Genomic DNA, 18,724 nt, shown 5'->3' on the forward strand with positions numbered 1-18,724 from the left:
CAATTTCTGATCAATTTGCATAAAAAAAGCAAAAATGTATTTCTTGCGCATCTTTTGTGATAGAATAGAGATGTCGTCAGGTGATTTCACCGATCGGCCAGAGGAGAGGGAATGGAAAATCTGGATCGCTTCGATCGCGATATTCTCGATATCGTCCAGCGCAATTGCCAGCTCACTGCCGAAGCAATCGCCGATGAGGTCGGCCTTTCGACTTCAGCCGTGCAGCGGCGCCTTAAGCGGCTGCGCGAGGACGGTATCATCAAGGCGGAAATCGCAGTTGTGGACCGCAAGGCGACCGGGACGCCGATGGTGTTCATCGTCGGCATGGAGATCGAGCGGGACAATTACGATGCGCTTGCCAAGTTCCGCCTTTGGGCGGAAAAGCAGGATCATATCCAGCAGGTCTATTATGTCACAGGTGCCGTCGACCTCATTGCGATCGTCACCGCCAGGGATGTCGAGCACTATGACGACATCGCCGCCGTGATCATGGCGGAAAATCCGCAGATCCGGCGCATGCATACGAATGTGGTGCTGCGTGACGTCAAGCTTGGATTGTTCGTGCCGCTGGCAGATGGCAACGAGGCCGGCCGGTAACCCGCGGGTCGCGGGATGATCTGTGGGCGCGCCGTACTCGCCTATCTTCTACATGTACCAGGCGAGAAGGAACTACCCTTGGTCCGGCTCATATTGCCTGACCTTCAAGATTTTCAACGAATAATGATGCGGCCTCTGCAGGCGCGCTCAGTCCGACTGCAAGGCCTTCACCGGCTCAGGTTGTGACGTAGCAAGCTGCTTCAACGCATTGTTTCTATTGCTCGCAACAACGCGCTGCGGGATGACAGGTTGCTGGTGCTTTACAAAACGAACTAGTTCGTACATTATTATTGACGAGGAGTGACGGTGCTGCGTTGTGCAGCATCGAAGACTGTCAGGATGATCTCGGATGTCCTTGCAAGCGGGTGCAGGCGGAGGCCGGATGCGCTCGGTTGCGATATGTCCTTGACATCCGAATGCTCTGGGGAGGAACGACCATGAAAACACAAATCGAACATAAGACACCCAAGCGCGCGGCTCTTGCGAGCTGGTTGGGAAGCGCCGTCGAATATTATGATTTCTTCGTCCACGGTACGGCAGCAGCGCTCATTTTCCCGAAGATATTCTTCTCGGCGGAAGACCCGCAAACGGCGGCCATCGCCTCCTTCGCGACCTTTGGCGTTGCCTATATCATGCGGCCCCTGGGCGCGGTCGTCCTGGGTCATATCGGCGACAAATTCGGCCGCAAGAAGGTGCTTACCTTCACCCTGCTCCTTATGGGTTTTTCGACTTTCATCATCGGGTGCCTGCCAACCTATAGTCAGGCCGGTATCCTGGCGCCCATTCTTCTGGTCCTGGCGCGCTTGCTGCAAGGCATTTCGGCTGCCGGCGAGCAGGCCGGCGCCAGCTCCATGACGCTCGAGCACGCGCCTGAAAATAGACGCGCCTTCTTCACCAGCTTCACGCTGAGCGGAACTCAGGCCGGACTGATCCTTGCAACATTGGTCTTCATTCCGCTTGGAAAGCTCGATGAAACCGCATTGATGTCATGGGGTTGGCGTATTCCCTTCTTTCTAAGCTTCGTGGTTGTTATCGTCGGATTCTGGGTTCGCCGCACGCTTGCGGAAACACCTGCCTTTCTGGAGGAAACCAAGAGGGGCGAGGCCACAAAACTGCCGCTTGTCTCGCTGCTCACCAATTATTGGGCGGATGTCCTGCGCATCATCTTTGCGGCGCTGATTTCGGTCGTCAGCACGATCTTCAGCGTCTTCACCCTGTCCTATGCCGTCAACACGATGCATATCGATCGCTCGACGATGCTGACCGTTCTGGTGCTTGCCAATATCGTGGCGCTGGGCGCGATTCCCGCCTGGGCCATTCTCGCAGACCGCATCGGCCGCAAGCCCGTGTTCATCTTTGGCGCCATCGGCTGCGCAGTGCTGATCTGGCCCTACATCTGGGCCATCAGCCAGAACAATCTCCTGCTCGTCTTCGTTCTCGGGATTCTGCTTTCCGGCGTGGTCTACAGCGCCTCCAACGGCATCTGGCCGGCGCTCTATGCGGAAATGTTCGATACCCGAGTGCGTCTGTCCGGCATGGCCGTCGGAACCCAGATCGGTTTTGCGCTCGGCGGCTTCGCGCCGACCATCAGCGCAGCTGTGATGGGCACAGGGCCGATGGGCTGGGTGCCGGTCGCCGTGTTTACGTCGATCACAGCCTTGATCGCCGCCATTTCCGCGGCGACAGCAACGGAGACCTACCGGACGCCGATCGATCAACTCGGCAGGGACGAGCGACGCTTGGCAGCTGCCGTTCGCCACGCCGATCGGGCGATCTAGCGGCCGGTTTCGATCTGAGCAGCAATGACGTGTCGCGATCGCGGATGAGTTTGTTGAAAATCGTCAAGTAACGGGATGAAACAATGAAAACCTCGATTGCGACCGTTTCGATCAGCGGTGATCTCAAAGAAAAGCTTCAAGCCATTGCCAAGGCAGGTTTCGATGGGGTCGAAATCTTCGAGAACGACTTTCTCGCCTTCGATGAATCACCGCGCCAGGTCGGTCAGATGGTGAGGGATCATGGGCTGGAGATCACGCTCTTTCAGCCCTTCCGGGACTTTGAAGGCATGCCGGAACCCTTGCGCAGCCGAACCTTCGATCGGGCTGAACGCAAATTCGACCTGATGCAAGAGATGGGGACCGACCTCGTTCTCGTTTGTTCGAATGTCTCGTCCGCGGCGCTGGGCGGGATTGATCGTGCCGCAGCCGACTTCTTCGAGCTCGGCGAGAGGGCTGCCAAACGCGGCTTGCGCGTTGGCTATGAGGCACTCGCCTGGGGTCGGCATATTCACGATCACCGCGATGCCTGGGAAATCGTCCGCCGGGCCGATCATCCGAATATTGGTCTCATTCTCGACAGCTTCCATACGCTTTCGCGAAAGGTCGACGTCAATTCGATCCGGTCGATCCCGAAAGAGAAGATCTTCATCATCCAGCTTGCCGATGCGCCGTTGATCGACATGGATCTCCTTTATTGGAGCCGTCATTTCCGCAACATGCCGGGCGAGGGCGACCTTCCTATTCTTGAATTCATGAAGGCCGTCGCCGCGACTGGCTACGATGGCTATCTCTCGCTGGAGATTTTCAACGACCAGTTCCGCGGCGGTTCACCGACCGCCATCGCTGTCGATGGTCGGCGGTCGCTCGTCTATCTCGGCGACCAGGTTCGTCGCACGGAAAGCAGTAGCCTCACCTTGCCGCCGATGCCGGCACGGGCCGAGGTGGACGGCGTTGCCTTTGTCGAATTTACGATCGATGAAACGGAGGCGTCCGGCCTTTCTGATCGGCTGCGCGCACTGGGCTTTCGCCATGTCGGGCGCCACAAGAGCAAGCGTGTCGATGTCTTCCGGCAAGGCGATATCAATCTGGTCGTGAATACCGATCCGGACGGGTTTGCGGGCGCGTCTTACGCTTTGCACGGGCAGTCGGCCTATGCGATGGGATTATGGGTGGATGATGCCGAAGCCGCAGTCGCGCGGGCCGTGGCGCTGGGTGCCGAACGTTTTGAACAACCACTAAATCCCGGCGAGATCGAAATGCCTGGCGTCAGGGGCGTTGGCGGCGGCATCCTGTATTTCCTCGATCGCAGGAGCGTGCTCGGCCGCATATGGGAGATCGAATTCGATCCGGTCAATGACGATACCGATTTGCGGCCTGTCGGGCTGACGGGCATAGATCACGTCGCGCAAACGATGAAATATGAGGAGCTGTTGACCTGGCTGCTCTTTTATACCGCGATATTGAATGCACATAAGACACCGATGGTCGACATTATCGATCCCGCTGGGGTCGTTCGCAGCCAGGTCGTCGAAAACGAGCCGGGCAGCTTGCGCATCACGCTGAACGGCGCTGAAAACCGCAACACGCTCGCCGGGCATTTCATCGCCGAAACGTTTGGCTCCGGCATCCAGCACCTGGCCTTTGCGACCGATAATATCTTTGCGGCTGCGGCTGCCTTATCGGATAACGGCTTTGCCACCTTGGTGATCTCGCCCAACTATTACGACGACCTGGAGGCGAGGTTCGGCCTCGAGCCGGCTTTCACGGACCGCCTGAAGGCGCACAACATCCTCTATGACCGCGACGATCACGGCGAATATTTCCAGCTTTACAGCCCCACTTACGGCGAAGGCTTCTTCTTCGAAATCGTCCAGCGCAGCGGCTATCGTGGATATGGTGCGGCGAATGCCATTTTCCGCATCGCTGCGCTCAGGCGTCACCTGCGGCCGATTGGCCTGCCGAAACTTTAGGCTCTCCCCATTCGCGTGAAGCCTGTGTTAAAGCTTTGATCTTCAATGTTGGGCAGGGACAGACCCAGGAAGACGGGCAAGGTATGACCAAAGCGCAAGCGGCCAAGATCGAGCGTCTTACGCGAAAGAACGATCCAGACGCGACCAAGGAAAATATTCTCAAGATCGCCACCGAGGAATTCGTTGCAGCCGGTTTTTCCGGTGCGCGCGTCGATGAGATCGCCGAGCGCACCAAGACGTCCAAGCGCATGATCTACTATTATTTCGGCAGCAAGGAAGGGCTCTATCTTGCCGTTCTCGAACAGGCCTATACGAAGATCCGCACGCTGGAGAGCGAGCTCGATCTCGAAAACATGCCGCCCGTTCAGGCTATGGCGCAATTGATCGCAAGCACCTTCGATCACGATGATCAAAATCCGGATTTCGTACGGCTGGTCAGTATCGAAAACATTCATCGCGCCGAACATATGAAGCGTTCGGTCGTCCTGTCGCAGATGAACATCGCCGTCATCGATATCATCACGGACATCCTTGAACGCGGCTACGCCGATGGCAGCTTCGTGCGCAGGGTAGACCCGGTCGATCTGCATATGATGATCAGCGCCCAATGCTTTTTTCGCGTTTCCAATCGGCATACTTTCGGGGCGATCTTCGAGCGTGACCTGTCGTCCGAAGCCTTGAAGAAGCGGCACAAGTCCCTAATCGTCGATGCGATCCTTGCATTTCTGAGGCATCCTTCCTTCGAAATGGCCTGACGAGGCGCAGCGTCATCTGATTGGCTTTGGCGTTTTCCCGCGGTGCTCCATCACGCCTCATATTGACTTTACGTACTAGTTCGTACATTTTGCAAGCAGGCCTGCAGCATGGCTTTGTTTTGCTGCTCGGGAGGAAAGATTGAACACTCAAGCCGCCATTGTTCCTCGTCAACTTCATGTCGGATTGATCGGCGCCGGGATAGGCAGATCGCTGACGCCGGCCATGCATATGCGTGAAGGCGAGCATTGCGACCTGTCCTATCGCTACGATCTTATTGACCTGGATACACGTGGTCTCTCCGTGTCGGATCTGCCGGCTTTGATCGACGAAGCCGAGGCGCGGGGGTTTGCCGGTCTCAATATCACTCACCCTTGCAAGCAGGCTGCCGTCGCGCTGGTGGATGAGCTTTCACCTGACGCCCAGACGCTGCGATCCATCAATACGATCGTTTTTCATGGAAAGCGCAGGATCGGCCACAATACCGATTGGTGGGGGTTTGCCGAAAGCTTCCGGCGCGGGTTGGCCGGCGTTTCGCTCGACCGTGTCGTGCAACTGGGTGCGGGCGGCGCCGGCGTGGCCGTCGCCCATGCGGTGGCTGAGATGGGTGCGCATTCCGTAGAGATATTCGATCTCGACCCTTTGCGCGCGCAGGCCCTCGTCGACCAACTTCAGCCGGCACATGCCGCTTGCCGTTTCTCGGTCGGTCATGATCTTGCCGCGGCACTGGATGTCGCCGATGGTCTGGTTCATGCAACACCGACCGGCATGGCCGCCCATCCCGGATTGCCGCTCGACGCGCAACTTTTGTCGGATCGTCTTTGGGTCGCCGAAATCGTCTATTTCCCGATCGAGACCGAGTTGGTGAAATTCGCCCGGCAGACAGGGTGCCGTGTTCTCGACGGCGGCGGCATGGCGGTATTCCAGGCGGTGAAGGCGTTCGAACTGTTCACCGGCATCCGTCCGGCAGCCGAGCGTATGATGCGGCACTTCAATTCGCTGCGCGCCTAAACGTCGGCGCCGAAGTTGCATCCTCGGCGCCGGAGGCGTCACAGTTGGTATCAGACTGATTGCTCGATCACCAATACGGCGTAGCCGGCGAGTTCGGTCGTGCCCGATATGGCTTTACCGGTCAGCAGGTCGTTACCGGACGGTAGATTGACGATCTTCGTTTCATGCTCTGTATTGAGCACAAACAGCAGCCTCCTGCCATCACCTTCGCGCAGGGACACTTCGACACCATTAGGCAGATCCTGTACCAGTGGTGCGGCAACACCCTTGCTGACGAGAAGCTCGCGAATGACCTCCGCAAGCGGCGCCGTGAGATAGGTGCCGAGGTAGTAGACTTGGCCATTGCCATGCCGGCGGCGCGTTAGCATCGGCGTGCCTTCCAGGAACCGGTCGGACCAGCGGCCAACGGTCTCTGTATCAGCCGTTATCTCCAGCTTCTCGTAAAGGTGCCCGGCCTCGAGCTGGCGATTGCCGATCGTATAAGCGTATTTACGCGAGGCCGAGGTTGCCGCCGGACGTGGCGACGGTTGATGGCTGCCGATGCCGCTCTCGCGGAAGCCGGTGAACAGTCCATCCGCTCCCGGAGCGGAGACAGGACCGAATTCATAGACATGCACGCCCGAAAGCTCCGAGAGCGCTTTGCCCGGTGCCTGGGTGCGGATGATATGATTGTTGTCGTCGCGGGTGCCTGTCATCGCCGACAGGATGAGCGTGCCGCCATCGGCGACAAACTTCTCCACTGCTGGCGACCACTCTTCCTTCCACATGACCCAATGGGGAACATAGAGCGCCTTGACGCGCGAGAGATCATCTTCCGGATGGATGAAGCCGCAGGCGATACCGGCCTGATAGCAGGCCCGGTGCAGATGGGCGGCATCTTGCATCGGGCTTGGCAGGCCGATCGCATAGGTCTTGTAGGCTTCCTGATTGTCGAAATCCGCGCCGGCGATGGCAATATCCATGCGGACGGTGGTGCCGAGCAGCTTGTCCTCGATCTTGCGGATGTCGGACGCGAATTGCGTGGCTTCTTCGTAGCGGCGGCGCGGGATGTCATCGTGGTCGATAATACCGTTCCAGTAGATCTCGGCGCCGAAATGCGCCGGCCGCCAACGGAAGAACATCAGGCCATCAGCGCCGCGCGATACGGAGGTCATCGCCATGCGACGCATCTCGCCGGGCTCCGGCACGGATGAGGAGAAACCCGGCTGGCTGCCGAGGCCGGAAGCCTGTTCCGGAACGATGAAATTGCCGGAATAGGCGCGGCATTGGTCGAGATGGAAGGCCTGCGTGATTGCATGCCCGCCGCCGCGGCGCATCTCGTCATAGAGGAACGGGTAGATATCGAAGCCGATGAAATCGAGATCCTGACCGAACTGGCCGCGGAAATCGATGTCGGCAAGGTTGCCGAGATTGTGGAAGATGAACCATGCGGGATTGGTCGACCTCAGGATCTCCACCTGATCGTGCTGGAAGAGCGCCGTCGCGAAGGCGAGGAAGCGGTGATAATCCTGCACGTGACCGGGGCTGGAGAAGGACGGATTCATCGGCTGCGGGAAGACGATCTGGTCGAAGGTCTGATAGGCCGTCGCCCAGAAGTCGCCGCCCCAGGCAAAGTTCAGGGCTTCGATCGTGCCATACTTCGCGCGGCAGAACTTCTGGAACTCGATGAGCGCCGATGGCGAATAGCTTTCGGAAGTCGTCGTATTGAGCTCGTTATCCGTCTGCCAGCCGATGACGTGAGGATTGTCCCGATAATGCTCGGCCATGGCGCGCGTGATGCGTCGGCTGTGCCGGCGCAGTACAGGGCTCGTCGTGTCGCAATGCTGGCGCGATCCATGGCTTGCCTGCCTGCCATTGGCATCGACGCGCAGGACTTCCGGGTACTTCGCCGTCAGCCAGCGCGGCGGCGTTGCCGTCGGGGTGCAGAGAATGGTCTTGATGCCGTGCTTGGCCAAGCCGGCAATCGCCTTGTCGAAGAGCGAGAAATAGAAGTGATCCTCATGCGGCTCCATGATATGCCAGGCGAATTCCGCCATGCGAACGGTATTGAAACCGGCAGCGGCCATGCGTTCGGCATCGCGGTCCCAATAGCTCTCGTCGACATGTTCGGGATAATGCGGCACACCGACCATGAAGCCGTCGAGATTGAGCGTCCGCCAGACAGAGAGCGGCTTTCTTTCCAAAACTTTCATGAGGTCACAAGCTTTCTTTACAGAGAGGCAATGATGGGCTTCGGCCGGCTGAGGGTTCTGCCATCGGGACCGAAGAGGTAGAGGGAGGATGTGGCGGCGGACAGCTTGACCTGCTCGCCGACCGAAAAGCCGCTCGCGTTGCCGAGCTGAACAGTGAAATTGCGTGTACCGCTTTCCGAACCGATCGTTGCGAGTGGACCCGCATCGACATAGAGGATGGTCTCGCGGCCGAGCTGCTCGACCAGGCCGACCTTGCCGTCGAAGGAAATTGCGGTGTCTTCGGTGGAGGGGCCGATCTTCAGCGATTCCGGCCGAATGCCCAGGGTGAGATGCGACTCAGCCTTAAGATCGCCGACATCGCCCACCGGAACATGGACTGTTGTGCCGCCACCTTCGAGCGCGACTTCGGCGATGCCGTCGCGAAGCGAAACAAGCTTCGCATTGACGAAATTGATCCGCGGCGCGCCGAGAAAGCCGGCGACGAATTGGTTTGCCGGATTGTGATAGAGGTTGAGCGGCGCGCCTTCCTGCTCGATGATGCCCTTGTTGAACACGACGATGCGGCTCGCCATGGTCATTGCCTCGACTTGATCGTGCGTCACATAGATCATCGTCGAGCCGAGCTGCTGATGCAGCGTCGAAAGCTCCACGCGCATTTGCGTGCGCAATGCTGCATCGAGATTGGAGAGCGGTTCGTCGAAAAGGAAGACCTCCGGCGAGCGGGTGATGGCGCGGCCGATGGCGACGCGCTGGCGCTGGCCGCCTGAAAGCTGCTTCGGACGTTTATCGAGCTGGTCGGATATTCTAAGGATTTCGGCTGCGCGCTTGACGGCAGCGTCGATCTCCGTTTGCGGCCGCTTGGCCATCTTCAGGCCGAAGCCCATGTTCTCGGCAACCGTCATATGCGGATAAAGCGCGTAGGACTGGAAGACCATGGCAATGCCGCGATCGCCCGGCTCCTCGCGCGTGACGTTGCGGCCGTTGATCCAAATCTCGCCCGAGCTGATGCTTTCGAGCCCGGCGATCGTCTTCAGCGTGGTGGATTTGCCGCAGCCCGACGGGCCGACCATGACGATGAACTCGCCCTTGTCGACGGAAAGATTGATTGAACGCAGGGCGTGGTAGCCGCCATAATGTTTGTCGATATCGATCAGCTTTACATGGCTCATGAGTGATACTCCAAATCTGTTCACGCGGTGCGGGACATGTCAGCCTTTGACGGCGCCCATGGTCAGGCCCGCGATGAAATGCTTCTGCATCAGGAAGAACATCAGGACCGGCGGGACGGCGACGAACAAGGTTGCCGCCGCCACGATATTCCAGGCGGACGTCCACTCGCCTCTGAGATTGTTCAGGCCCGCCGTTACCGGTTTCACGACGTCGCTCTGTGTGAGCACGATCGCCCAGAAGTAATCGTTCCACACGAAGGTGAAGATCAGGATCGCAAGGGCGGCGAGCGCCGGCTGCATCAGCGGTAGAACGACGTGGCGCATCGTCTGCCAGGGGGAGGCGCCTTCCGCGCGCGCCGCCTGGAACAACTCGTCCGGCAGAGCCGCGATGAAATTGCGCATGAACAGCGTCGCAAAGCCGGTCTGGAAGGCGACATGGAAGATGATCAGCGCGAAATAGGTGTCGTATAGGCCGACTGAAACCATGAGATCGCGTACCGGGATCATCATGATCTGCGCAGGCAGGAAGTTGCCGCCGACGAAGAGCGAGAAGAGCAGGGCATTGCCGCGAAAATTATAGCGGGCAAGCACATAGCCGGTCAGCGTCGAGAATACGAGGACCAGCAGCACCGAGGGCATGGTGATGATGAGACTGTTGATGAAATAGCCCCACATGTTCGTCTGCTGGAAGACGGACTGGAAGTTCTCGACGAGATTGAAATGCTCGGGCCACGTCCAGTATTTGCCTGCCATGATTTCATCGGCCGTCTTGGCCGCCGTCAGCATGACGGCAAAGAGCGGCAGCAGCCAGAGTATGAGGATCAGGCCGACGAAGGCGGCATAAAGGCCGCGAAGCGCAGGCTTTTCTTCGGGGATCGGGCGAGGATACATCAGCGTGTCTCCCGTTCCATGCGTATCATGACGCGCAGATACCAGGTGATGAAAACGATCATTATTGCAAAGAGGATGGTGGCGATCGCCGCTCCGTAGCCGAAGCGATAGGAGAAGATCGACTGCTCGTACATCTGGTAGGCCAACACCTCCGACGAGCCGAAGGGACCGCCCGATGTCATCACCGCGATCATGTCGAAGGATCGCAAGGCGCCGACAACGGTCACGGCAAGAGCGATGAAACCCACCTGGCGCAATTGCGGCAGAACGACGTGCCAGAGCATGTTCCAGCCGCGGGCGCCATCGACACGTCCGGCCCCGATGATATCGGAACTCAGATTGTTGAGGCCTGCAAGAAAGAGCACCATGCAAAATGCGATCTGCGGCCAGAGCGCGGCGGCGACCACGGCGAAAGTGACGAAATGTTCGTCCGCGAGCAGGGCAGGCGCCGTCGCGCCGAAGAGATTGAAGATGAGAGCAAGAAGCCCGTAGTTCGGATCATAGACCCAGCCGAACACGACGCCGACCGTGACCGTCGCAAGCACGAGCGGGATGAAGAAAAGCGACTTCAAGATCCGCATGCCGGCGATCTGCTGGTTGACGAGCAGCGCCAGCGCCAGTCCAAGCGGCGGCGCCGCCATGAACATGACGAGCCAGATGATGTTGTTCTTCAGCGAGACGTAGAATTGCGGATCGGCAAAGAGTTCGGAATAGTTTGCCAGTCCCACCCAGCTCTTCTGCCCGACGCCATCCCAATTGAAGAATGAAATCCAGATCGATTCCACCGAGGAAGCGATGATGATCGTTCCGAATAGGATGCATCCCGGCACGACGAAGAGGACAGGCGTCAGCCAGTTCCTGTGTTTTTTCCACATGGCTCAGACTTCTTGGTTCGATAATTCGAGGCACTTCGCAAGGTGCGGGCTTTTCAAGGCAGGCGCGGCGGGGTGAGGGCTTAAAGCCGATGCCCGCCGCGCCTTGGTCCGGGAGGACTATTTGAAAATGCGCGCGCGGGTCTTTTCGAGCCGCGCCAGGATTTGGTCGCGACGCTCGGGCTTGACCGTGAACTCCTGGAAGCCCTTCATGCCGTCCTGCGCCATGTCCGGATCGGTGTCGCGGTCATAATATTGCGAAGTACCTTTCACGCCCTTGAGCGATTCCACGGCGATGTTGACCAAGGGGTCCTTGCTCGGCGGGCAATCGTTGCGCGGCGGAATGGTGCCTTCGGCTTCGAGGAATGCGCCGAGATTGTCAGGCTGGTAGAAGTAGGCGAGAAAATCGCGCGCACCTTGCCGGTTCTTCGCCTTGGCCGGGATGTGCACCGAGTTGACCGAGAAATCCTCATAGCGTTCGACGCCGGATACGATTTCCGGGAAGGGGGCGAAGGCGATCTGGGCCTCGTCGCCTGCTGGGAAGGCGGACTTGATAAAGCCTCCGAGATCCATCATCGCCGCCTTCTTCTGTGCGAGAGCCGCGCCCGCCTGTTCCCAGCCGAAGGATGGGCCGCTTGCGGAGAAGAAATTGGCCTTGATGAGTTCTTCCCATTTGTCGAAGACCGGCTTCAGCATCGGGTCGGTATAGGCGATCTTGCCTTCCATGAGGGCGAGATGCTTGTCGAGACCGTTGATACGCAGGTTCATGTGGTCGAACCAGCCGCCGGTCGGCCACAGTTCCTTTGTGCCCATGCTGATCGGGGTCATGCCGGCGGATTTCGCCGCCTCGCCGAATTTCAGGAATTCGTCCCAGTTCGTCGGCGCTGTCCAGCCCTTCTCGGCAAAAACGTCCTTGCGATAGAAAAGACCCCAGAGAATGCCGCCAAGCGGCAGACCGTACTGCTTGCCGTTGACGGTGACTGCCGTCATCGTGGCACCGAGCTTGTCGCTATAGCCTTCCTTCACAAACAGGTCGGAAATGTCGTCGAACAGTCCGCGATCGACAAAAGCCTTCATTCGATTGCCGGAGAACCAGAAGCAGATATCGGGGGCGCCGACGACGAGGTAGCTGCGGATAGCGGTCTTATGCGCCTCGTGATCCATATTGTTGATGGTGACTTTCGTCCCCGTCTTCTTGGTAAAATCAGCGGCGATGCGGTCAAGGACGGCCCGCTGTCCGGCATTGCCGATATCCGAAATGATCGTCACCTCGCCGCCATTGGCAATTGCCGGGCGATAAAGCGCCGTGGTCGCCAGGGCAGCGCCCGTGCCGATCATGAACTGGCGCCGAGACGCCTTGATTGCATTGATAAGTGAAAGTTCGTTCTTCGATGCCATCTTTTTCCTCCCGAGGCACATCAAATCCAGGCCCGCCTACAGATGCAGGCAGCCTCTAACCTTCAGAAATTACGCAATAAACCGGCAATTCTGCCTGTGCTGATACAAGCAGACATTCCTCCATTGCCATGTGCTATTGCATACCGTATCTTCCGAGAAGCGACAATAGTTAATTTACAAAATTAATTTAAGGATCTCCGTGCGCGGCAACCCTGGTACCTCCCGAGCCCTTAATCGGCGGCTCATTCTCAACCTGCTGCGAAGCCGTGGAGCGATGCCGCGTGCCGAAATCGCCACGGTGACAGGCCTCAGCCCGGCGGCGGTGACTTTCGTCGTCACGGAACTGGTCGAGGAGAGACTCGTCGTCGAGGGAAAAGCTCAGACCGGCGCGACCGGGCGGCGGCCCGTGCCCGTCGATATCAATTATGATGGGCACCTGGCTGTTGGCTTCAAGCTTCGCCACGACAGCATCGACTGTGTTCTGACCGACCTCGCCACGACGCCGATTGCCTCCTTCGATATGCCCGTGCCGAACACGTTGCCGGAAACGATGGTCGAGGCGATTGTGGCGGCGATCCCGAAGCTTCTTGCTGATGCCGGCCGCACCGGATCGCCGGTCATGGGGGTCGGCGTGTCCATCCCCGGCGAGGTGGATGCGGTCAAAGGCATCTGCGTTCAGAGCCCGCGCTTCGGCTGGCGGGATCTTGCTTTTCCCGAACTGCTGCGTGAGCGGGTCCATGTCCCGGTCTGGATCGACGACGACATCAGCGCCTTCACCGTCGCACAGCGGCTCTTCGGCGCAGGCCGCAATTATAGCAATTTCGCGACGATCGCCGTCGGTACCGGTGTCGGATCGTCACTGGTCATGGGGGGGGAAATCTATCACGGAAGCCATGGCTTGGCCGGGAAGCTCGGCCACATCATCACGGTTCCCGGCGGACGGCTCTGCGAATGCGGCAGACGGGGTTGCCTTCAGGCTCATACAGCCGAGGCTGCCATGATCGAGGACTGGGGCCGACAAAGGGGCGCAAAGGCCAATCGCGACGAATTCGCAGCCGCAATCGACGGCGGCGATCCGGCGGCCCTCCAGGTCATGGCAGAGGCGGGGGAGCTGATCGGGCGCCATCTGGCTGATCTGGTGAACCTGTTCGATCCCGAGGTTCTTATCGCCGGCGGCGAAGCCATGCAGTTTGGTGAGGCGATCCTCGAGCCGATCCGCCGTTCGATGGCGAAATATGTCTTTTTGAATATGCCGGAATTACTTCCCGATTGGGTGCCGGGCTCCTGGGCGCGGGGGGCCGCAGCTCTGGCGACTCAGCATTTCTTTGATCTGGATGTTGAATGATGCCGCTGCGCGCATGATCCACATATGCGCGCCGTGTCGCCGAGAAACCACCTACCTGAGTTCAGGCTCCTTCCTCATCGGGCGTCCCTTTGGCGAACCTGGCAGTCATCGCCCCTTCTGATTCCCACGGCAACTTCAGGCATGCGCGCGCCGTAACTCCGTGGGCGATTGTCCGTAGAGCCGGCGAAAGAGCCTCGCAAAATGGGAGGCGCTGTCGAAGCCGACCTCCAGTGCGATTTCAATGAGCGGCGCCTCTGTCTGGAGAACCAGCTGCTTGGCCCGTTCCATGCGAATGCGGGTGTAGACGGCGCCGGGAGAGGTTTTCATTTCCTCGGTGAACAGACGTTCGAGCTGCCGCCGGGACAGCCCGACCGACGCGGCAAGATCTTCGGTCGGCACCACGTCCTCGATATGGCTCTCCATGGTAATCAGCACGGCCTTGAGGCGTGGGTCCTGGCATTCGATCGCGAGTGGCTTACGCGGCTGAATATCCAGCCCGGATCGGGCGCGCTCGATCTGCAGCACTTCAAGCGCGTTTCGTTCGGCGTCACGGCTAATGTGCCGCCTGACAAGAAAGGCAGCCATATCGGCGGCGCTGCTTCCGCCAGCGCACGATCCGCGGCTCCGGTCGAGATTGAACAGGCGATCGGAGCGAACGGGGTTTTCGGGGAATTGCTCGCGGTAGGCCTGGTAGTGCAGCCAGCTCACGCAGGTCTGGTGTGTTTTCATCAGGCCGAGGCGCGCCAGAATGAAGGTGCCGGTGCAAACGCCGATCAGCGGGATTTTTTGAGCCGCGGCTTTCTTCAGATAATCGGCGGTCTGATTGTCAATCGTGATGTCCGTGTTCAAAAGTCCACCGACGACGACAATGTAGTGGAATTCCTTTGGGTCGATAAAGTCCGAGGTCGGCGCGACCTGAACGCCGCAGCTCGACGTAATGAGATGCCGGGTGCTACCCAATACCTGCCAATCGGCCAGCACCCTGCCCGATCTATCGGCTTCGTCGCTCGCCAATCTCAGCGTATCCACGAATAGAGCGAAGGCGGAAAGCGTAAATGATCGCGCGAGGATGAATCCGACCTTCAAGGGATCGTGCTTAGCTTCTTGTTTGACGGATTTCATGCAATGCCTCGACGGACAGACCTCTTTTATTTGATCTGGAAACCATAGGCCAAAGGATCTCGATCGTCGACGAAGATCGTATTGCGGCCGATGATCCGCGCCCAGCCCCGACGCTGGGCCTGATGTCGCGGAAATCTCCGATTTCAACGTCGGACTCGATATATGCTTGGAATACCGTGCCGATATCAGTGGCTCAGTGGTACCCCGTAAACTGGAGATAGGCCGCAAGGCTGACGGCGGAAAGCGCCACAATGGCAGCCGGGTGGGAAAGGCTCTTGCTGATGGCCGCGAGCAGCAGGCCGAGCAAGACGATGGCACTTCCCAGCAACGGTCCCTTATCGGCAAAGGACAATGCAAGGGCCGTCAGACTGACTGCCGCCGCGACCATCGTAACCGGCATCTGGTTTTGAAGACTGTCACCGCGGCTTGCGAAGGTCAGCAGAAACCTGTTCCAGCTCAAACCGAGGGAAATGCTCAAAAGTAGCGGCAGGAGAATGGACAGCATGAATATCGTCTCTTCCGATGGATCGATCGTAGAGACGCAATTCATGTGCCAATAGGTGCAGGTGTTGATCCGGCCGGGTATATCGGAGCCCAGGCATGAACCGCTGCCCGTTTGTGCGGCGATCTGCCGCTCCGTTCAGCACCCCGGCGGAATCGGCAGGCTCGATGCCCGCCAGGAAAAGGGAATTGAGATCATCGATAGCGCAGTCCCGCTTGCGTGACGATCACGTCCATCGGAATGTCATGAGCGAGCGGACGGATGGTATCGATCTTCTGCGATTCGAAGCCGACGCCGATGACCAAAGGTTTGCGCTCGAGGGCCGCAAGGGTTCTGTCGAAAAATCCGCCTCCATAACCAAGTCGGTAGCAGGCTGCATCAAAGCCGACCAGGGGCGCGATGACGATATCGGGAACCGCTTCCTTGCCCTCTGCCGGCACGGGAATGTTCCATACCCCGCGTTCAAGCCGCTCTCCCGTTTTCCATGATCGGAATATCAAGGGTTCTGCCTTGGCGACAACGACCGGCAACAGGCAATCCGCGCCGCGTGCCGCCAAGGCCACCATCCATCCTCGCAAGTCCGGCTCTCCCGAGAAGGGCCAGAACAGGCTGACATGTTTGCCGTCGATATCGGTGATAATCTGATCGAGATAGCTGGCAATCGCGCCTGCATATTCTTCTCGCTTTGCGATTGGCAGCGCTATTCGCGCGCCGATCAGCCTCTGCCGTTCGGCCTTTCGCCACGCGAAAATATCCGAGATCCGGTTCTCATTGGGTGAAATGCCGCTATAGGCTGGGTCGACCTCGTGCAGCATGCAGGCAGGCGACGCGTATTCGCGGATTGCCTCGCCGGTTTCATGTCGATCTGATTTTGCCATCTGCCCGTCAGAACTCCATTCCCCGGCTCGATGCGGAAACATGCTTGAGCTGCGACAATGATTTTTATATAGGGAATGATAAGATAACTTAATTCCTGAATCGAGATCTTTTCGTTGGACCTTTCATCAATCGAGATCTTCCTTGCCGTGGCCAGCGACCGCAGCGTGACCAAGGCTGCGAAGGCCGTGGGACGGGTGCCGTCGAATGTGACGACGCGTATCCAGCAGTTGGAGGACCATCTGGGCGTCCTCCTCTTCAGCCGCGACGGCAAGAAGATGACGCTGACGAAAGAAGGCGAGACCTTTCAGGTCTACGCCAATCGACTTGCCGCGCTCGCGCTCGAGGCGCGTCAGGCGGTCAGGCCCCAGCGCCCGTCGGGTACATTGCGCCTGGGAACGATGGAAAGCACGGCAGCAAGCCGACTGCCCGCCGCACTTAGCCAGTTCAATCATATGTGGCCGGATGTATCGCTCCAGCTGACGCTTGGCGCTTCCCGCGATCTTGCTCAAGATGTTCTGCGCGATGTTCTGGACTGTGCGCTGATCGCCCGGCCGCCAAAAGCAATGCTGAATGAAGATCCAAGTTTCGCGGCTGAACTCAAGCAGCTCGAGGCGGAACCGGTATTTGTCGAGGATCTGCTGCTCCTGCTGCCATCCGGGCATCCATCGATCCGGTCGGCTGCCGATTTGCGCGTCGGATCGATTGCTGCCCTCGAGCCCGGATGCACTTATCGCAGGATTGCAGAAGGCTGGGCGCGCAAGTCGAGCTCTCTGCCGACGACCGAACTTGGCTCCTATCATGCCATTCTGGCCAGTGTGGCGACCGGCAGCGCAGCCGGCGTCATGCCAAAGTCCGTTCTCGATCTCATGCACTGGCCGGCGACATCGGCGACGCACCAGCTCGCCATCGTGGACACGATCCTTATCTTCCGCAAGAATAATCGCCCGAGTTCCTTCGATGCGTTTCATGAAGTCCTCGGCGCCACCAAGGGCAAGAGCTTGCCGCTCGTGCCGAACTAGCCCGCGTCCTGCCATTCATCCAAGGGATACCCTTCTCTAAAACTGGTTTCATCATGCAGCATCCAGAGTCCCACAAGGCGGAGGCCAGCCGGTTCCGCCTGTTTTCCCCGATACTCGCCGGAGCCACCTTGCGCGAACGGCTGATCGCATGCCTTGGTGCCTTGATCGGCATTGGCCTTACCGGAGTTATCAGCGGCTATCTCTTCGGGCAGGGGCCGCACCTTCCGCTCATCGTCGCGCCGATGGGGGCGTCTGCGGTGCTGCTTTTCGCGGTTCCGGCAAGCCCTCTTGCCCAGCCCTGGTCGATTATCGGCGGCAACACCATTTCCGCCATGATGGGTATCATTGCCGCCTATTTCATCCGCGATCCGATCATTGCGATCGGGGTCGGTGTTTCGCTTGCGATAGGAGCGATGTCATTTACGCGATGCCTGCATCCGCCAGGCGGTGCCGCCGCCCTGACCGCCGTTCTCGGCGGCCCGGTCGTCGCAGGCTGGGGTTTCCTGTTTCCGTTCGTGCCGGTTGCCTTGAACTCCTGCATACTCGTGGGCCTCGGACTTGCGTTTCACAAGCTCTCCAGGCGCAATTATCCGCATGTCGTCGCAAAGCCTGCAGAGAATACCCATCAGACACGCGATCTGCCGCCGCCCTTGCGGGTGGGCTTTCGAGAAGAAGATGTCGATGCCGCCCTGGGCGTGCTGGACGAGACCTTCGATATCGATCGCGCCGACCTCAGCCGCCTCTTGCGGCAGGTCGAATTGGAGGCAGCGGTGCGATCGCATGGAGACATAAGCTGCGCCGACATCATGTCGCGCGATGTCATTGCCATTGGTGAGGATGCCGAGCCGGATCACGCGAGACACCTTCTGCTGAAGCACAATATTCGAACATTGCCGGTCAAGGATCGGGAAGGCCGTCTGATCGGTACGGTCGGTTTGCGCGAGCTCTCCGTCGGCCTCGATGCCATCACGCACGCCATATCGAAACCGGCTGTCGCCGATGCGGGCGATCCTGCTCTTTCGCTCCTGCCTGTTCTGACGGACGGACGCACACACGCGGTCATCGTCATTGATGCCGATCGGCGCGTTCTTGGTCTGATATCGCAGACGGACCTGTTGAGCGCGATGGCACGACTTCTACCGACTGACGATGCCCTGGTTCAGGTCGTCGCCTGAAACCCGCGCGGAGGTTTCGACATACTTCCATCTTCGGGCGATGACAATGCC

The 18,724-nt window shown here is 58.9% G+C and carries 16 protein-coding genes and 1 pseudogene; 8 read left to right on the forward strand and 9 right to left on the reverse strand.

The window, feature by feature from the left end; translation table 11 throughout:
• Nucleotides 1-111 precede the first annotated feature (111 nt).
• The 5 genes from PH562_RS07470 (at nucleotide 112) to PH562_RS07490 (ending at nucleotide 6,109) form a co-directional block, all read left to right on the forward strand.
• Nucleotides 112-597 (forward strand): Lrp/AsnC family transcriptional regulator, encoded by a 486-nt coding sequence (locus PH562_RS07470; RefSeq protein ID WP_285172462.1) that lies wholly within the window; start codon nucleotides 112-114, stop codon nucleotides 595-597.
• Between the two features lie 437 nt (nucleotides 598-1,034).
• Complete coding sequence (locus PH562_RS07475) at nucleotides 1,035-2,375, forward strand: MFS transporter (RefSeq protein ID WP_285172464.1); 1,341 nt, start codon at nucleotides 1,035-1,037, stop codon at nucleotides 2,373-2,375.
• Nucleotides 2,376-2,458: 83 nt separating this feature from the next.
• Nucleotides 2,459-4,345, forward strand: coding sequence for a bifunctional sugar phosphate isomerase/epimerase/4-hydroxyphenylpyruvate dioxygenase family protein (locus PH562_RS07480; RefSeq protein WP_285172466.1), 1,887 nt, complete (start codon nucleotides 2,459-2,461; stop codon nucleotides 4,343-4,345).
• An 83-nt stretch (nucleotides 4,346-4,428) separates the two neighbouring features.
• Nucleotides 4,429-5,100 (forward strand): TetR/AcrR family transcriptional regulator, encoded by a 672-nt coding sequence (locus tag PH562_RS07485; RefSeq protein ID WP_113229146.1) that lies wholly within the window; start codon nucleotides 4,429-4,431, stop codon nucleotides 5,098-5,100.
• 139 nt (nucleotides 5,101-5,239) lie between these two features.
• Nucleotides 5,240-6,109, forward strand: coding sequence for a shikimate dehydrogenase (locus PH562_RS07490; RefSeq protein ID WP_285172472.1), 870 nt, complete (start codon nucleotides 5,240-5,242; stop codon nucleotides 6,107-6,109).
• A gap of 50 nt (nucleotides 6,110-6,159) precedes the next feature.
• On the opposite strand, the gene PH562_RS07495 is transcribed toward PH562_RS07490, so the two are convergent.
• The 5 genes from PH562_RS07495 to PH562_RS07515 all read right to left on the reverse strand — a co-directional run bounded on the left by PH562_RS07495 (nucleotide 6,160) and on the right by PH562_RS07515 (nucleotide 12,631).
• A complete protein-coding gene (locus PH562_RS07495; RefSeq protein WP_285172473.1) occupies nucleotides 6,160-8,301 on the reverse strand; it encodes a beta-galactosidase in 2,142 nt (713 codons plus the stop codon).
• Nucleotides 8,302-8,318: 17 nt separating this feature from the next.
• Entirely contained in the window at nucleotides 8,319-9,470 is a 1,152-nt protein-coding gene (locus PH562_RS07500; RefSeq protein ID WP_285172474.1) for an ABC transporter ATP-binding protein, read from the reverse strand.
• A 39-nt stretch (nucleotides 9,471-9,509) separates the two neighbouring features.
• The gene (locus tag PH562_RS07505; RefSeq protein ID WP_285172475.1) at nucleotides 9,510-10,361 is read right to left on the reverse strand and encodes a carbohydrate ABC transporter permease; all 852 of its coding nucleotides are present in this window, start codon (nucleotides 10,359-10,361) and stop codon (nucleotides 9,510-9,512) included.
• Nucleotides 10,361-11,236: a carbohydrate ABC transporter permease gene (locus tag PH562_RS07510; protein WP_285172476.1), complete on the reverse strand. Its 876-nt coding sequence runs from the start codon at nucleotides 11,234-11,236 to the stop codon at nucleotides 10,361-10,363. Before PH562_RS07510 ends, PH562_RS07505 begins: the two co-directional genes overlap by 1 nt.
• A 117-nt stretch (nucleotides 11,237-11,353) precedes the next feature.
• Nucleotides 11,354-12,631: an ABC transporter substrate-binding protein gene (locus tag PH562_RS07515; RefSeq protein ID WP_285172477.1), complete on the reverse strand. Its 1,278-nt coding sequence runs from the start codon at nucleotides 12,629-12,631 to the stop codon at nucleotides 11,354-11,356.
• A 199-nt stretch (nucleotides 12,632-12,830) separates the two neighbouring features.
• Here PH562_RS07515 and PH562_RS07520 point away from each other — a divergent pair, with 199 nt between their 5' ends.
• On the forward strand, nucleotides 12,831-13,976 hold the full coding sequence (locus tag PH562_RS07520; RefSeq protein WP_113229152.1) for an ROK family protein: 1,146 nt from the start codon (nucleotides 12,831-12,833) through the stop codon (nucleotides 13,974-13,976).
• Between the two features lie 135 nt (nucleotides 13,977-14,111).
• Here the strand turns inward: PH562_RS07520 and PH562_RS07525 are convergent, their stop codons facing one another.
• From PH562_RS07525 to PH562_RS07540, 4 genes and pseudogenes are all read right to left on the reverse strand, one after another.
• The gene (locus PH562_RS07525; protein WP_285172478.1) at nucleotides 14,112-15,098 is read right to left on the reverse strand and encodes a GlxA family transcriptional regulator; all 987 of its coding nucleotides are present in this window, start codon (nucleotides 15,096-15,098) and stop codon (nucleotides 14,112-14,114) included.
• A gap of 26 nt (nucleotides 15,099-15,124) precedes the next feature.
• A pseudogene (locus tag PH562_RS07530) lies at nucleotides 15,125-15,282 on the reverse strand (proline racemase family protein); the annotation flags it as partial.
• Between the two features lie 9 nt (nucleotides 15,283-15,291).
• Nucleotides 15,292-15,603, reverse strand: a complete 312-nt coding sequence (locus PH562_RS07535; protein ID WP_069614447.1) for a hypothetical protein — start codon at nucleotides 15,601-15,603, stop codon at nucleotides 15,292-15,294.
• A 191-nt stretch (nucleotides 15,604-15,794) separates the two neighbouring features.
• On the reverse strand, nucleotides 15,795-16,478 hold the full coding sequence (locus tag PH562_RS07540) for a 5-formyltetrahydrofolate cyclo-ligase (RefSeq protein WP_285172479.1): 684 nt from the start codon (nucleotides 16,476-16,478) through the stop codon (nucleotides 15,795-15,797).
• 114 nt (nucleotides 16,479-16,592) lie between these two features.
• Between PH562_RS07540 and PH562_RS07545 the strand changes: the two genes are divergently transcribed.
• Together PH562_RS07545 and PH562_RS07550 are read left to right on the forward strand one after the other, a co-directional pair.
• Nucleotides 16,593-17,498, forward strand: coding sequence for a LysR family transcriptional regulator (locus PH562_RS07545; protein WP_285172480.1), 906 nt, complete (start codon nucleotides 16,593-16,595; stop codon nucleotides 17,496-17,498).
• 53 nt (nucleotides 17,499-17,551) lie between these two features.
• Entirely contained in the window at nucleotides 17,552-18,673 is a 1,122-nt protein-coding gene (locus PH562_RS07550; RefSeq protein ID WP_285172481.1) for an HPP family protein, read from the forward strand.
• Nucleotides 18,674-18,724: the final 51 nt, after the last annotated feature.

The sequence above is a fragment of the Rhizobium centroccidentale genome (assembly GCF_030182565.1).
GTDB lineage: Bacteria > Pseudomonadota > Alphaproteobacteria > Rhizobiales > Rhizobiaceae > Rhizobium.